Source organism: Denitrobacterium detoxificans (genome assembly GCF_015062615.1).
Classification (GTDB): domain Bacteria; phylum Actinomycetota; class Coriobacteriia; order Coriobacteriales; family Eggerthellaceae; genus Denitrobacterium; species Denitrobacterium detoxificans_A.
The window spans coordinates 530,641-546,153 of the sequence record NZ_SUUH01000002.1; the positions used below are offsets into that span (position 1 = coordinate 530,641).

Annotated in this window: 15 protein-coding genes; 1 reads left to right on the plus strand and 14 read right to left on the minus strand. The window is 59.9% G+C overall.

Going from position 1 to position 15,513, the window contains the following annotated elements:
- Positions 1 to 28 precede the first annotated feature (28 nt).
- Both E7002_RS04995 and galE read right to left on the minus strand, forming a co-directional pair.
- The gene (locus tag E7002_RS04995) at positions 29 to 1,711 is read right to left on the minus strand and encodes a phospho-sugar mutase (RefSeq protein WP_303727755.1); all 1,683 of its coding nucleotides are present in this window, start codon (positions 1,709 to 1,711) and stop codon (positions 29 to 31) included.
- Between the two features lie 12 nt (positions 1,712 to 1,723).
- Positions 1,724 to 2,743 (minus strand): UDP-glucose 4-epimerase GalE, encoded by a 1,020-nt coding sequence (gene galE, locus E7002_RS05000; protein WP_303727756.1) that lies wholly within the window; start codon positions 2,741 to 2,743, stop codon positions 1,724 to 1,726.
- Positions 2,744 to 2,909: 166 nt separating this feature from the next.
- On the opposite strand from galE, the gene E7002_RS05005 reads away from it, so the two are divergent.
- Positions 2,910 to 3,854, plus strand: a complete 945-nt coding sequence (locus E7002_RS05005) for a prenyltransferase (protein ID WP_303727757.1) — start codon at positions 2,910 to 2,912, stop codon at positions 3,852 to 3,854.
- Between the two features lie 36 nt (positions 3,855 to 3,890).
- On the opposite strand, the gene gluQRS is transcribed toward E7002_RS05005, so the two are convergent.
- The 12 genes from gluQRS to E7002_RS05065 form a co-directional block, all read right to left on the minus strand.
- The gene (gene gluQRS, locus E7002_RS05010; protein WP_303727758.1) at positions 3,891 to 4,835 is read right to left on the minus strand and encodes a tRNA glutamyl-Q(34) synthetase GluQRS; all 945 of its coding nucleotides are present in this window, start codon (positions 4,833 to 4,835) and stop codon (positions 3,891 to 3,893) included.
- Positions 4,836 to 4,844: 9 nt separating this feature from the next.
- Complete coding sequence (locus E7002_RS05015) at positions 4,845 to 5,450, minus strand: indolepyruvate oxidoreductase subunit beta (RefSeq protein WP_303727759.1); 606 nt, start codon at positions 5,448 to 5,450, stop codon at positions 4,845 to 4,847.
- A complete protein-coding gene (locus tag E7002_RS05020) occupies positions 5,447 to 7,201 on the minus strand; it encodes a thiamine pyrophosphate-dependent enzyme (RefSeq protein WP_303727760.1) in 1,755 nt (584 codons plus the stop codon). Before E7002_RS05020 ends, E7002_RS05015 begins: the two co-directional genes overlap by 4 nt.
- A 34-nt stretch (positions 7,202 to 7,235) precedes the next feature.
- Positions 7,236 to 7,691: an FHA domain-containing protein gene (locus E7002_RS05025; RefSeq protein WP_303727761.1), complete on the minus strand. Its 456-nt coding sequence runs from the start codon at positions 7,689 to 7,691 to the stop codon at positions 7,236 to 7,238.
- A 26-nt stretch (positions 7,692 to 7,717) separates the two neighbouring features.
- On the minus strand, positions 7,718 to 9,118 hold the full coding sequence (locus tag E7002_RS05030; protein ID WP_303727762.1) for a D-alanyl-D-alanine carboxypeptidase family protein: 1,401 nt from the start codon (positions 9,116 to 9,118) through the stop codon (positions 7,718 to 7,720).
- Positions 9,119 to 9,130: 12 nt separating this feature from the next.
- The gene (locus E7002_RS05035; protein WP_303727763.1) at positions 9,131 to 11,155 is read right to left on the minus strand and encodes a VanW family protein; all 2,025 of its coding nucleotides are present in this window, start codon (positions 11,153 to 11,155) and stop codon (positions 9,131 to 9,133) included.
- 218 nt (positions 11,156 to 11,373) lie between these two features.
- Positions 11,374 to 12,024 (minus strand): CDP-alcohol phosphatidyltransferase family protein, encoded by a 651-nt coding sequence (locus E7002_RS05040; protein WP_303727764.1) that lies wholly within the window; start codon positions 12,022 to 12,024, stop codon positions 11,374 to 11,376.
- Positions 12,025 to 12,107: 83 nt separating this feature from the next.
- The gene (locus E7002_RS05045) at positions 12,108 to 12,545 is read right to left on the minus strand and encodes a 4Fe-4S dicluster domain-containing protein (protein WP_303727765.1); all 438 of its coding nucleotides are present in this window, start codon (positions 12,543 to 12,545) and stop codon (positions 12,108 to 12,110) included.
- Between the two features lie 4 nt (positions 12,546 to 12,549).
- Positions 12,550 to 13,638 (minus strand): nickel-dependent hydrogenase large subunit, encoded by a 1,089-nt coding sequence (locus tag E7002_RS05050; protein WP_303727766.1) that lies wholly within the window; start codon positions 13,636 to 13,638, stop codon positions 12,550 to 12,552.
- 1 nt (position 13,639) lies between these two features.
- A complete protein-coding gene (locus E7002_RS05055) occupies positions 13,640 to 14,098 on the minus strand; it encodes an NADH-quinone oxidoreductase subunit C (RefSeq protein WP_303727767.1) in 459 nt (152 codons plus the stop codon).
- Positions 14,098 to 14,601, minus strand: a complete 504-nt coding sequence (locus tag E7002_RS05060) for an NADH-quinone oxidoreductase subunit B family protein (protein ID WP_303727768.1) — start codon at positions 14,599 to 14,601, stop codon at positions 14,098 to 14,100. Before E7002_RS05060 ends, E7002_RS05055 begins: the two co-directional genes overlap by 1 nt.
- Before the next feature lie 13 nt (positions 14,602 to 14,614).
- The gene (locus E7002_RS05065; protein ID WP_303727769.1) at positions 14,615 to 15,502 is read right to left on the minus strand and encodes a respiratory chain complex I subunit 1 family protein; all 888 of its coding nucleotides are present in this window, start codon (positions 15,500 to 15,502) and stop codon (positions 14,615 to 14,617) included.
- Positions 15,503 to 15,513: the final 11 nt, after the last annotated feature.

Consider the following 15,513-nt stretch of genomic DNA (forward strand, 5'->3'; position numbering starts at 1 on the left):
GCCCTACCCTGCTAGATGTTCTGATGCGTTACGAAAGCAGTTCGCGTGCGGCTGCTTCCAGCTTGCCAGTAAGCTCGTCGGCAAGCTCGGCCGTTTCGCCATTGCTGAACAGGTATGCCTTGATCTTGGGCTCCGTGCCGCTGGGGCGAATGATGACCTTGTTCATGTTCGGCAGGCGGAATTCCAACACGTTGGCCTTTGGAAGGTCATTGTAGCCGTCTTGATAATCGATGACCTCCTGGACGGGATATCCCGCGATTTCCGAGGGGGCCTGCGTACGCAGCGTGGACATGATGTCGGCCATCTTACGTGCGCCGTCGGCTCCGGGGAACGAGATACTCACCGTCTTGTTGCGGAAGTAGCCGTATTCGCGGTACAGCTCTTCGATGGCCTGAGCCAGGTTCATGCCGCGCTTGCGGTAGTGCTGGGCCATCTGGCAGATGATCATGCTGGCGCAGATGGAGTCCTTGTCGCGCACGTGCGTGGCGGCCAGGTAGCCGTAGCTTTCCTCGAAGCCCAGTACATAGGCCTCTTCGCGTCCGGCGTTCACCAGGTCGGTGATCACGTTGCCGATGTACTTGAAGCCGGTAAGCGTACGCTGAATGCGTACGCCCCAGTGAGCTGCGATCTTGTCGATCATAACCGTAGAAACGATAGTGCTCACGGCGACTGCATCGCTGGGAAGCTTACCTGCCTTGCTGCGCATGCGGCACAGGTAGTCGAGCATGAGAATGCCCACTTCGTTGCCCGTGAGCAACTGGTAGTCTCCCCCGTTCTTTACGGCGATGCCCACGCGGTCGGCGTCGGGGTCGGTGGCAAGCAGCAGGTCGGGATGCACGCGCTCGCACGTCTCGATGCCCTTTTCCATGGCCTCGCGGATCTCGGGGTTCGGGTACGGGCACGTGGGGAAATCGCCGTTCGGTTCGGCCTGCTCTTCCACCACGGTGACGTCGGTGACGCCAATGCGCTCGAACATGAGCGAATTGCATTCCAGGCCCGAGCCATTCAGCGGCGTGTACACGAGCTTCAGCGATACGTCGGAAGCGTCGGGGTCGGCCATGCTGGCTTCCAGTTCGGCATCGATGAACGCGGTGATTACGCTGTCGTCGATCCAGTTGATGAGGCCCTGCTCCTCGTATTCTTCGAAGGAGGCCATTTCCAGCGTGCTGAACTCGTCGATGCCGGCGATGGCAGCGGAAATGTTGCTGGCAGCATCGCTGGTGATCTGGCAGCCGTCGGCGCCATACACCTTGTAGCCGTTGTATTCGGCGGGGTTATGGCTGGCCGTCATGCAGATACCCGCGGACGTGCCTAGGTGGCGCACGGCGAAGCTGAGTGCGGGAACGGGCTCGATGCGGGGATAGATGAAGCTCTTGATACCCTGCGAGGCAAGGATGCGTGCGGTGTGGCGCACGAATTCGTTGCCCATGTTGCGGCTATCACGGGCGATGGCAACGGTGGGCTCGCTAAACGTGCTGTTCAGGTATGCGGCAACGCCCATGGTGGCCTTGCCTACCGTGTAGACGTTCATGCGATTGGTGCCGGCGCCGATGATGCCACGCAGGCCCGCAGTGCCAAATTCCAGGTCTTGGAAGAAGGCATCGTCGATGGCCGATTCGTCGTTGGCATTCAGCAGTGCGTCGAGCTGTTCGCGAACAATGGGGTCGGTGACCTTCTCGTTCCAGCGGTTTACTACGTCTTCCCTGATCATGAGGCTACCTATCTAGTCGGCGTATCCGTTGGGGTTGTTCTTCTGCCAGTTCCAGCTATCGCGGCACATGGTCTCGATGCCGTATTCCGCCTTCCAGCCAAGCTCGGCTTCGGCTTTGGCTGCGCTTGCGTAGCACTGGGCGATGTCGCCTGCGCGACGAGGCTTAATCTGGTACGGAACGTCGACGCCCGTGGCGGAGATGAACGCCTTCACCACGTCGAGGACGCTATAACCCACGCCCGTGCCCAGGTTCCACACGTGCACGCCCGTTTGGCCTGCGGTAGCCTGGAGCGTTTTTACGTGGCCGCGCGCCAGGTCGACTACGTGGATGTAATCGCGCACGCCCGTTCCATCGGGGGTGTCGTAATCATCGCCGAAGACGCCCAGGCATTCCAGCTTGCCCAACGCCACCTGCGTGATGTAGGGCATAAGGTTGTTGGGGATGCCGTTCGGGTCTTCGCCCATAAGGCCGCTAGGATGCGCGCCGATGGGGTTAAAGTAGCGAAGCAGCGAAACGTTCCATTCGTTGTCGCTTACCCACATGTCATGAAGCATCTGCTCGAGCATCTTCTTCGTCTGGCCATACGGGTTCGTGGGGTTGCCCAGCGGACATTCTTCCGTGATGGGCACGAAAGCAGGGTCGCCGTACACCGTGGCCGAAGAGCTGAAGATGATGTTCTTCACGCCATGATTTCGCATGACGTCGAGGAGGATCAGCGTGCCCTCGATGTTGTTCTGGTAGTACTCCCAGGGCTTTACGACGCTCTCGCCCACTGCCTTCAGACCGGCAAAATGGATAACCGAGGAGATGTTCTCGGCGTCGAAGATCGCCTCAATCGCGGGGCGATCGAGCATGTCGGCCTTGTAGAAACGCGGACGGGTTCCCGTGATCTGCTCGATGCGATTCAGGGACTCTTCCTTCGAGTTAACGAGATTGTCAAAGACGACGACATCGTAACCCGCGTTGATGAGCTCGACGCAGGTGTGGCTTCCGATGAAGCCCGTGCCACCGGTAACCAGGATGGTTTCCATGCACGCTCCTTTGCGTTAGGTAGTAGAAACGGCCTTGCGGCCATTCCCCAGTGTAGCGCCAACGCTTCGAGCGCGCCTAACTTGCGTGAAAACATCACTCTCTTCTGGTGTTTAGGGTATAGTACATACGGCTTAGACGAGTGTTGCAGCGAGAGAAAGCGATTTCATGGCCGACGAGAAAACGTATCAACCCCTTACTCCCACGTTCATGGTGCAGCTTGCCGCGCCCCATACGTGGGCGGCTTCCATCTTCCCCGTTCTTCTGGCCAGCTGCCTCGCCTTCGTGTTCAATGCGTCTGTGGGCAAGCCCACGAGCGTTTCCTCCGTTTTGGTCCTGCTTGCCATCAGCGTGCTGCTGCAAAGCGCCGTGAACACCATCAACGATTACTTCGATTATGTGAAGGGCACCGACACCGAGGAGAATCAGCTCGACCCCACCGATGCCGTGCTCGTGTACAACAACGTCAACCCTCGTCATGCGCTTGCCTACGCCATCGGACTCATCGTTGTTGCCTTTGTGCTGGGCGTATACTGCATCGTTATTGCGGGTATCGCTCCGCTCGTCATCGCCCTCATTGGCGTGGTTGTGATCTTCCTGTACTCGGGCGGCAAGCTCCCCATTTCCTATCTTCCCTTGGGCGAACTTGCCAGTGGCTTCACCATGGGCGGCCTCATCACACTGGCGAGCTACCAGGTGCTCACGGGTTCGCTCGACTTCATGGTGCTTGTCTATTCCATCCCCGAGATCCTGGGCATTGCACTCATCATGCTCACGAACAACGGCTGTGACATCGAAAAGGACACGGAAGCGAATCGCAAGACGCTCCCCGTGCTGCTTGGGCATGAGCGCACGGTGAAGCTCTATCACGGCGTCGTGTATGCCTGGGTGCTCTCCATCTGCGTCATTGTTGGCGTGGTCTTCACCCCTGGCGCCATTGTGTTGCCGTTTATGCTACTCGCGGCTCATGCGCCGGGACGCATGCTGCTGGCGAATCCGCTTACCGCGCAGTCTCGCGCAGGTGCTTTCGGCCAGTGCTCCACCTTGAACATTCTGTTCGGCTCGTTCTACGGCCTCTGCATCCTTGCCTCTACGGTGACGCTCACGCTCTAGGATTCTTCTACTTAGAGTTACTCTAAGTAGTGCAAGCTATGCCTGCCACGCAATTTGGATGCGATTGTGCAGGTTGTCGAACGACGCATGTGGAAGCAGCTCTTCGGGCGTAAGCGGTTCGAATTCCGGAATGAGCCCTGCTACGTGCGCGATATGCCCCACTACTCCCCTTGCGTTTCCGTATTGGGCAAGCAGCTGTTCGAGCGAGGCGTCGTGATCGCGTTTGGAAAGGCGCCTGTTTTCCCGTTCCACCAGTAACGGAACGTGTCCGTATGTGGGCTGGTCGAAGCCGAGTTCCTGCTGCAGGAAGATCTGCTGGGGCGTGCTACAGAGCAAGTCGACGCCCCGAATGACCGTGTTCACGCCCTGGGCCGCGTCGTCTACCACCACGGCGAGTTGGTACGCGTATGCGCCATCGCTGCGCCGGATGAGGAAGTCGCCGCAGTCCTCGCTGAGCTGCTGGCCATACTCCCCTTGGAAGAGGTCGGAAAGGCGTATGGTGCGCTCTGGCACCTGAATGCGCCACGCGGGCTTGCGCGATTGCGAACGTGCCTCTCTTTCTTCGGGTGAAAGATCGCGGCACGTACCAGGGTAGACGTGCTTCTCGCCCTTATGCGGCGCCGAGGCGGCGTGCAGGTCGGCACGCGTGCAGAAGCATGGGTAGATGCGATTGCGCTTCCCCAGTTCGTTATACGCATCGCGATACACGTTCGTTCGCGTGCTCTGGTACATGATGGTGCCATCCCATCCTAGGCCGAGCATGCTGTAGTCCGCCTTAATCTGCTCGGCGTAGGCGGGCTTGCAGCGTTGCGGGTCCAGGTCTTCAATGCGAAGGACCACTTCCCCACCCCGCTGCTTGCAGTAAAGCCAGGTAACCAGGGATGCGTAGATGTTGCCCGCGTGCATGCGGCCCGTGGGCGAAGGCGCAAAGCGCCCTCGTGGAACGGGATGGCTGCTATCGGGTGTTTCGGGAAGCGTCATGCGCGCCGCTTACGAGCGGTTCGCCTCGCTCGCAACGCTCTGGACGCCACGATGGAAGGAGTCGATGTTCATGTCGATCGTTTTGGGCGGCACCTTCAGGCGAATCTGCTCTTCCCAGCTTTCCAGCGAGAAGGGCATGTTGGCAGCCAGGGCGCCCAACAGTACGACGTTTGCGCACTTCAAGGAGCCAGCTTCGCGTGCGTGCTTGTTGGCGTCGACTAGTTGCGCGTTGTATGCACCCAGGCGCTCGTGAACGCGCTTGGGCATGGATGCCTTGCCGGTGAGCACGGGCAGCGGCTTGATGGACACGTCGTTGACCAGCAGCTTTCCGCTCTGCGCCAGGAACGGCAGATTACGCAGGGCTTCCGTTGCCTCGAAGCAGAGCAGGTAGTCGGCCGAACCACGGTCGCAGACCATGGAGTGAACTTGCTCGCCAAGACGCACGACGGTGGTAACCGAGCCGCCACGCTGAGCCATACCATGGATTTCGGAGAGCTTCACCTGAAGGCCGTTAGAAATGGCCGTTTTCGCAAGCAGATCGGCGGCAAGAATGGTGCCCTGCCCGCCTACGCCCGCCAGCAGTACCGTAGTGGCGCCGTCGCTGTACACGCTCATCGAAGTGCTCCTTCCATGCGCACGATGGCGCCAAATCCGCAGTATGCCTTGCACTGGCCGCAACCGACGCATTGGTCGGGGTCGATGCAGGCCTCGCCCGTTTCCTCGATGCGCGCGATGGCCGGACAGCCCAGCGTTACGCATACGCCGCAGGCACGGCAATCGGACGTGATCGTGTACGGTGCCTGACGTTCGAATACTTTCTTGAGCAGCACGCAGGGGCTGCGGAAGATGATGACCGAAAGCTCGTCGGTGCGGGACGTGGCGTCCTTGATGGCGGCACGTACGTCCTTCATGTTGTTGGGGTTTACCACCTGGACGTCGCTGATGCCCAGCGAGCGCACCATGCCCTCCAGGTCGAGTTCGCGCGACGGGCGGTTTTGCAGGGTAATGCCGTTGAAGGGATTACCCTGATGGCCCGTCATGCCCGTGGTGCGGTTGTCGAGGATGCAGATGGTGCCCGCACCCTTGTTGTATGCCGTGGAAAGGAGACTCGTGAAGCCCGAATGGCCAAACGTGCTATCGCCGATGACGGCTACGACGGGTTGATGGTCGGTTCCCGCAAGAGCCAGCTCGAAGCCGTGCGCCATGGAAATGGATGCGCCCATGTCGAGCGTGGAATCCATGCCGGCAAGCGGCGGCAGCGCACCCAGCGTGTAGCAGCCAATATCGCCCGTTACGATGCACTTTGCACGCGAGAGTTCCTTGAACACCAGGCGATGCGGACAGCCAGCGCACAGCGCCGGCGGACGTCCGGGAACGTCGTCCTGGGTGGGAAGCTCTTCGGGCAGCGCAAGGCCGAACGCGGAGCGGATGATGCCTGGCGTAAGCTCCCCCTCTTTGGGAAGCGCATGCGCGGGAGGCTCGGAAATCGCTACGCCCGTAGCCTTTACCTGCATGGACAGATAGTCGGAACCCTCTTCCACCACGTAGAGAGCATCTACGTGGTTGGCAAGCTTGGCAATGAGTCCCGTGGCAATGGGCCAGGTGATGCCAAGCTTCAGGATGGATGCGTTGGGAAGTGCGTCGCGCACGTACTGGTACGATGCGCCGGCGCAAATCACGCCAATGGACGTATCGTTGAGCTCGAGGCGGTTTAGCGGGCTCGTTTCGGCCCATTGTGCCACCTGCGCGATGCGGGCGTCGAGCGACGTGCGACGTGGTTTGGCGTAGGCGGGCATCATGACCCACTTGGAAGGGTCCTTTTCGTAGGGAATGAGCTCGCGTTCCACGCGCTCGCCAACTTCAACAGGCGATTTGGCATGGCTTACGCGCACCGTGCTGCGCACGAAGAAAGGAATGTCGAAACGCTCCGATGCCTCGAAGGCCTGCATGGTGTATTCCCGGGCCTCGGCGGAATCGGAAGGCTCTACAACGGGGATATGCGCGCCCTGTGCGTGGAAGCGCGTGTCCTGCTCGTTCTGGCTGGAATGCATGCCCGGGTCGTCGGCGGCAAGAACCACCAAACCTCCGTTCACGCCTGTGTAGGCAGCGGTGTACAGGGGGTCGGCGGCAACGTTCACGCCCACATGCTTCATGGTGGCCAGCACGCGCGCGCCGGCAGCGCTTGCGCCTACGGCCACCTCCACGGCAACCTTCTCGTTGGCGCACCATTCGGCGTACACGTTTTCCTTCGCGCCGAAGGACTCCATGGTTTCCGTGCTGGGCGTACCCGGATATCCAACGCCAATGCGCGCGCCTGCTTCCCAGGCGCCCTGGGCGATGGCCTCGTTGCCGGACAAGAGCTGCATGCGATCCCCTTCTCTTGGATTGTGTTGTGCAGGCTTATTCGCTGTACAGGAGGCAGAATGCCCCAATCTGAACGATGTCGTCCTTTTCCAGAACGCGCTGGGTGATGTTTTCGTTGTTGATCCAAACGCCGTTGAAGCTATCCTCGTCGCGGATGGCGAAGCGGTCGCCTACGGGCATGACAACGGCATGATGACGGGAAACCGTCATGTCGTTCAGGAAGATATCGCACTTGGGCGAGCGTCCGATGGTGAGCTCGCGTGCCTCGAGGGAGTATTGCGTATCGATCTGCTGCGGCCCGCGTACCACGGTGAACGATGCGCTCGGCTGCGCAGCGACCTTGGCCTCAGCAGCCTGCTTGTCGCGCGGTGCGTCGTCGTTCAGGTTGATGGGCTGGAACTTCTGCGTGGAGCCCGTGAGCTTGAAACCGCACGACGGACACGCCGCATCCTGCGGGCTCACCGGACCATTGCATACGGGGCATGTTTCCATGTGACATCCTTTCACGCGGAGTCTTGCTATGCGGCAGAGAGACTCGACTTGTCGTAAATGAGTTCTACTTCGTTATAGCATACGCTATCGGCTACGCCGTCATCCCCAGAAAAGCCCCCTATCAGGCGAGACCACCAGATTCCCAGGGCCTCGAGCGGGTTGGGAGCGGCCACATCCTGAGTGGCTACCAAGTTGGCCGTGCCGATGACTTCGTTCTGCTGGTAGTACGTGATTTTGCCTACGACGTCGCCAGCCTTCACGCTGCCGTTAATGTCGTAGTAGGTAACTTCCTGGCTCACGTTGCCGGCAAGCGCGAATACGCGGAATGTTTGGTTGGGGTTTTCGAGCGTTGCGGGAACCGTCTTGTCGGTCCAGGCCGCATCAGCTACTTCTGCCACCAAGGGAACCGTAGCGCCATTTGCATTGACGGTAGTCTGCGTCGTCTGCGCGGCGGCATAATCGATCATGTTCTCGTATGCCCATTCCCAGAGCGTACGCGTATCGGTGAAGCGCATGGAGGACGACGTGGAGTTCAGTACGGCGGAAATGAGGCGCGTGCCGTTTTGCTCGACGGCACCCGCAAAGCACTCGCCTGCCGCATCGGTAAAGCCCGTCTTCACGCCCAGAACGCCTTCGACCACGCCAAACAGCTCGTCGGTGGATTCCAGCTCGACGCCCGTGGTCGCGCCATCGCGGATAACGGTTACCGTACCACCGTCCTGGCTGGTGATGGACCTGATGGCATCAATCTTCATGGCGTAGTTGGCCAAGGTGGCCACATCCCGTGCGGTGCTGTACATTTCCTGGCTAGCGTATACGCCATCGTCGAGACCGTGGGGGTTCGCCCACAGCGAATTCGTCATGCCGAGCTTGGCCGACGTGTCGTTCATGGCCTGCACGAATGCCTCAACGGATTCGGTGGACGTAGGCGAAGCGTTGCCCTGTTCCTTCAGAATCTGCGCGCCCACGCACTCGGCGATGGACTGTGCTGCATCATTGCCGCTGGGCCAGAGCATGGCCTTCAGGGCCTCTTGCAGCGTAAGGGTATCCCCCGCTTGCAGGCCTGCCGAGGATTCGCCAATGGCGGCGGCCGTGCTGCTCACCGTGATTTCGGTGTCAAGGCTTGCGTACTCTACGGCGGTTACGGCCGTCATGACCTTGGTGATGCTGGCGATGTTCACGTGTTCGTCGGCATTGCGCTCGAAGAGCACGTTGCCATCGGAATCCATGAGCAGCACCGACGATGCCTCCACGCTGGGGCATTGGGCGGCGGAAAGATTGCGGTTCGCTACCGTCTCGCCTGCGATGACGTCGCTTTTCTGCACGTTTGCGTAAGCCTGCGCAGGTGCAAACGCAAGTACGGTGGCAAGCGCCAGGGCAAGCATGCCGAACGAGATGGTGATTCGTTTGGATGAAAGCTGCTTCACGTGGTGACCTCTCTAGCTTTTCGTTCCGACGACAATGACCTCGTTCACGGCAACGTAGGTGGATTGGAAGAGGTCCTTGTGCAGGACGTTACCCTCGGAATCCTTTACCGTGCGCGTAACGCTGATGCTCGAGCCGTTCTTGCCTTCGGTCTGCACGTATTGCGTGCCTGCGGCAATGGTGTCGTCGTAGGTGTACGTGGTGCCATATTCGGCCCCTTCTTGCCATTCGCCGGTTTCGGTGGAGACAACGTACCCTGGGTCGATTCCATACAGTGTAGCGGTAACGGTCGTGTCGGTGTAAGACATGTCCAGCAAAACATCTGAAGTGCCATCATTGGTCCATTTCAGATCGGGAGACGGATAGCTGATGGCGGCGTCTCGACCTGCGGGATACGAGGCGATGTAGCTGGAATGGTTATGGCGTTCTTTCACGGGGTAGCCGGCGTTGTATACCGCGTTGAATACGGTAGTGGCAACCTGGCAGATGCCACCGCCGAAGTCTTCCTCGCTCACGCCATTCACCACGACGCCCGCTACCTGGAACCCGGCCGCTTCGTTGCATTCGCCCGCCGTATCGTTGAAGCTCCACACTCCCCCGTTGCTCGAAACGATGGAGTTGTCGAGCAGGTCGGCTGCCAAGTGAATATTGTGATTGCGAGCCGTCGAGCGAGCGGTGTATTCGGTGGTGTACGAGCTGATCTTCGTGATAAGGCCCAGGGAAATCGCCTCGTCGACCGAGATATGGCTGGGCATATCCACGAGTTTCAGTGTGATGGTGGGCGTAGCGCTGGGCGCGTCGCCGCCGAAGAGCGCGTTCGTGATCTGGGTAACCGCATCTTCGGTTTCGGGCATGAGCCCGCCGGAGGTTACGTTTACGTAGATGCTGTCGTTTTCCCGCTCGAACGCTACCGTAAGGCTATCGGCATCGACGCCCGAAAGCGACTGCGTGACCAGGTAATGCTTTACCTTGGAGCTGTCGACCGTGGGGGCAAGCGCATACGTGCCATCGCCGTTTTGGACGATATCCGTGGTAATCATGTCTCCCAGGTCGGAAGACGTGGCATGCCACTCGCCCCCCTCTTCCGAGAACGTAAGGCCATAGGCAATGGCGTTGTTGATGGTGTTGCAGGTGGCCTGCGCGGTAGATTCGCTGATCTTCATGGGGGTGTACACTACTTCGGCCACGAATGCGCGCGTAACGCTGTCGTCACTGGTGAGCAACGTGGAAAGCTTGTCGGCGAACCAGGTGCGGTCGACCATCATGCCGTCGTGGCCTTCGGTGACGCTGGCCTGGCCCTTCGAAATGGTGATGCCGTAGTTCTCGTAGGCTTCGCCCATGGACGAGTCAATCTGGCTGGCCAGCCATTCAAGGTCTTCTTCGCCAAACGAGACGACGACGGAAAGCTGGCGGGCACCAAAGAACAGGCCAATGCGGTCGAAGATGCCACCGCGACCTTCGGCCATGGCTGCGTCGATGAGCGCGTCGTAGTCGATGGAGGCATTCAGGTTCGAGGCGTTGGTGTTCCACACCTCAGTGGAGGCCAGTTCCTCTTCTACGGTGACCTCGTCGCTGGAAGCGGTATTGGTGTGATGCAGCGCCATGCCCTCTTCACTGGAGTAGATTTCCACGTCTGAACTGGTGAGTCGGGGTTCGTATACCGTTTTCACGGCATCGATGGCCTCGTCGCGCGTCATGCCGGCAACGTCGATGCCGCCCACGGAAACGTTGGGCATAATCTTGCCCCATCGCGTTACGTAATCGCCTGCATAGCACACGCAGTTGAAGAGCGCGAACACTACGAGTATTGCGGCGAACAAGGCCGCGCGGGGATGCCTGGCGCGAAGCGAGCCGAATGCGTGCAGGATGCCCTTCCCGATGAACGAAAAGAACGAAAAGAGTCCCGTGACCAATCCGCCAAGGATGATGGCTACGATATTGCGGCTCTTGGCTTTGCTGCGATGTGCGGAACGCGGCTGCTGGGCGCGAACTGCGCCTACGCTCGTAGAACGTGTACGGGTCGAGCTATTCGAACGCATGGTTCGCTGCGGTTGCGTTCGCCTGGTTGCGCGCGAGGTGTTCGCCGTGCGCGTTGCAGAGCGATTGCTCGCGGGCGCACGCTTACCGGCGCTGCTACGTGAAGAGCGCGCTGGTGCCGCGTTGCGCGTGCGTCGCGTCTGCCCGCTGCCTGCGTGCTTTCCGCCGCGCGAAGATGCGCGGGAAGACGAACTCCGATTGTGACGAGCTTCAGCCATTGCTACGAACGCTCAGCTTTCCTAGCTGCGGAAAGCTTCCGCAGGGCTTCTCGCACGTAGTACGTGGTGGAATACGCCCCCAGCAGAAGGCCGGCATAGATAAACCAGATGGCCCAGCAAACGTTCGCTCCGTTGAAGCCGGGAAGCCATGCGAAGTCGCACCATCCCAAACCGGGAATGAGCGGAGCGTTTAGCACCAGACCCGCAAAGCCGATGAAGAAGAACGTGGTGGCAACCTTACCTGGGTAGATGACGTCGACGCGCACCTTCCAGCGCTTGAGCAGGATGGCGTATCCTGCCATAAGTACGATGTCGCGACCCAGCACGAGCACGATAATCCACAGGGGGATGCGGCCCGTAAGGTATACGCCGAGCACGCCCAGAATCATGAGGAGGCGGTCTACCGCTGGGTCGAGCATGCGACCCAGCTTCGTAACCTGATTCGTTCGACGAGCGATTTGCCCGTCAAGGAAGTCGGTGCAGGCGGCAATCGCAAACAACGCGGTAGCCGCAATGTTGTTCCCCTGCATGAGCATGAAGAAGAACGCGGGAATCATGCACAGACGCACAAAGCTGATCGCATTGGGAAGCGTGAATATAGCGTCAGATGGATTCTCCGGAGTGCCTTTGATGATGTCGTTCTCTTGCGTCATGTCCCTGCGTTTCTGCTAATCAAAACAAAAAGAGTCGGGTGCGAATAGACACCCGACTCTTTATTGTAGCGAAAATTGCAGACCTATTCCTTCGCGGCCTCGCGTTCGGCTTTGGCTTTCATAGCAGCTTCAAGTTTCGCCTTCTTCGCGGCTTCCTTGGCCGCTTTCTCCTCTTCCGATTCTTCCGGTTTCGTGAAAACCTCGGGAGCCATGGAGCGCGTGGGCTTCTGATACGTGGGCAGCATGGTCAGGCAGCTTTTTGGGCAAGCGCGCACGCACGAGCTGCACTGTACGCAGCCGAAATGGTCGATTGTCCAGGTGCCAGCCTTCTTGTCGACGGTGATGGAATGTGCGGGGCACGCCTTCTGGCAGATGCCGCACAGGATGCAGACCTTCATGTCGTTTTCAATGTGGCCCTTCAGGCCTGCGGGTGCAGGCTTCGTCTCGAAGGGATACAGCAGCGTCTCAGGCTTCTTGAAAAGCGAGCCCAAGGTCATTTTTCCAAGTTTGAAACTACCCATGGCCCTACCTTTCCGTGCAGCTGATGCAGGGGTCAATCGTAAGCACGATCATGTTCACATCGGTGAGCTCGCAGCCCGCGAGCGCCGTGGCCATGCCGGCCAGGTTCGCGCTGGTTGGCGTGCGAATGCGCATGCGCTCCAGGTACTTCGTGCCGTTGCCCATGGCGTAGTAGTAGCATTCGCCACGCGGCTGCTCGAGGGCGTTGCACGCCTGTGCGCCGGCCTTGGGCGAGCCCTTCACGGGAACGGCAATGTCGCCTGCGGGGATGGTGGCACACAGCTCGTTGATGATGTCGATGCTCTGCAGCACTTCCTGCGCGCGCACGATAACGCGGGCCATGCAGTCGCCGTCGGTGGAGAGGATCGGCTGGAAGTCGCTCAGGTACTTGTAGCCGCCATTACCCAGACGACGCACGTCGTTGTTCAGGTTGCTGGCGCGGGCGAAGGGGCCCACCATGCCGTACTTTGCCGCGTCTTCGGGCGTGATGACGCCTACGCCCACCAGGCGCGAGCGAACGCTTGTGTCGTTCACGAAGGTGTTCATGAGCTGCTGGTATTCGTCCTTGATGCCCGCAAGCGTGTCCTGCAGGTGGCGGAGCGTCTCGGCGTCTTGGTCACGCACCATGCCGCCCACGACCACGGCCGAGAAGATCACGCGGCCGCCGGTCATGCGCTCGAAGCAATCAAGCACGCGCTCACGCAGACGCCAGCAATGCATGAACAGGCTCTCGAAGCCGAATGCGTCGGCTGCCAGGCCCATCCACAGGATGTGCGAATGCACGCGCGAAAGTTCATGCAGGATGACGCGCAGGTATTCCGCACGCGTGGGGATTTCCACGCCCATGAGCTTCTCGACGGTTTCCGCGTAGCCCATGCTATGGCCGAATGCGCAGATGCCGCAGATGCGCTCTGCAATGTAGATGAACTGGTTGTAGTCGCGCGTTTCAGTGAGCTTTTCCAGGCCGCGATGGATGAAGCCAATCTGGGGAATGGCCTCGACGACCTTTTCGTCTTCGACTACCAGGTCCAGATGAAGCGGTTCGGGCAGAACCGGGTGCTGCGGACCGAAAGGAATGACGGTTGCCTTGCCCATGCTACTCCCCTTCCCCTTCTTCGGTTGCCTTCTTGGCAGCGGCTGCCTTGGCCTTTGCCGCCTTCGCAGCGGCGATCTTCGCGGCCTTCTCGCGGGCTGCCTTCTGCTCGGGGCTGATGACGGTCATGGGCTCCTTCATGGCCAGGTCGTAGAATGCGCCCTGGAAGTCGAGGACCATGCCAGTCATATTCACGCCGAACAGGTCGTGCGCTTCATTTTCGAAGGGGAAGAGACCCAGGAACATGTCCTGCAGCGAGGGAACCTCGTCGGTCTTCTGCACCCCGCGAATGCGGAAATTCTCGTAGATGCCTTCGCGTTCGAAGGTATACGTGATGTCGATGCCCTCTTCGGTGTTTACGCAATGCGTCTGCACGGCGCGCCAGCCTTCGGCGTTGCGACGCTGCGCAATCGCACGGAGCTCGGAGAGCTGAATATCTTGAAAGTGCTGGTCGATTGCCATTATGCCCCCTTCGCTATCTCTTCTTCGACGGGCGTGCCACGGGTGAGCTCAGGCAGCTTCGGCGGAACGTAGGTGCCCGACTTGATGGCCTTACTCTTCTCGTCCAGGATGCCCACGGCTTCCACGACGGCGTCGATGAGCGCTTCGGGGCGCACGGCGCAGCCGGGTGCGTACACGTCGACGGGAATGGCCTTGTCTACGCCGCCGAGCACGTTGTAGCAGTCGTGGAACACGCCGCCCGTGCAAGCGCAGCAGCCGCAAGCCACAACGACCTTCGGCTCGAGCATCTGACTGTAGATCTCGCGCACGACGTGGATGTTACGTTCGTTGACGCTACCCGTTACCAGGAAGATGTCGGCGTGTTTCGGGTTGCCGGTGTTCACCACGCCGAAGCGTTCGGCGTCGAACCCGGGGCATAGGGCCGCAAGCACTTCGATGTCGCAGCCATTGCAGCTGGAAGCGTCGTAGTGGATGACCCACGGGGATTTGCTAGCAAAAGACATGTGAGCCTCCTTCCTATACGAATGCCAACACGGCGATGTTGATGCCGCCGGCGACCAGGGCAACCGCCCAGGCCCACTTGAGCATGGGCTGCCACTTCACGCGGGCGAAGTTGTTGTCGATCCAGATTTCCAGGAACCACATGACCAGCGCGAAGACGATGGCCACGATGATGGTTACGGGGCCGCCCCAGACGAAGAACATGCCTACCCAGCCCAGGAAGAGCACATCTTCGACCCAGTGCATGATCTCGACCTTGGCAAGCGTGGGGCCGGACATTTCCGTGGTGACGCCCTTCACGATGTCCTGGTGGCCGTGGTGGCCGCTGTCGGAGATGTCGAAGGGGCTCTTGCGGAGCTTGATGGTGAGGATGAATGCCAGCCCGATGAACGCACCCAGGCCGAAGCAGATGACAGGATGCGTAAGGTGGAATGCGGATGCCACGTCGAACGAATGCGTTACCTGGTAGAACGCGATGGCCATGAACAGGACCATGGGCTCGTAGCTCATGACCTGCATGGTTTCGCGCGCAGCGCCGATTTCGGCGTAGGGCGAACGCGTGGAGTACGCGGCGATGATGAAAAACAGGCTCGACAGCGTGATGACGAAAACGCATAGCAGCAGGTTGCCGCCGCTGAAGAAGATGCCGCCTGCCAGCATGGCAAAGCCAAGTGCTGCGGCAATGTAGACGCCTTCGACACCGTTCACGCTTGCGCGTTCCTTTTCCAGAAGCTTGCGCACGTCCCAATAGGGCTGCAGCAGCTTCGGGCCAACGCGACCCTGCATGCGGGCGCTGATGATGCGCTCCAGGCCAGCCAGCAGGCAGCCGATAACGGGAGCGACGACGGCGAAAATGACCGTGGCGATGATGGTCTTCAGAATTGCCATGAGAATGGGTGTCATCTTGCGCTCCT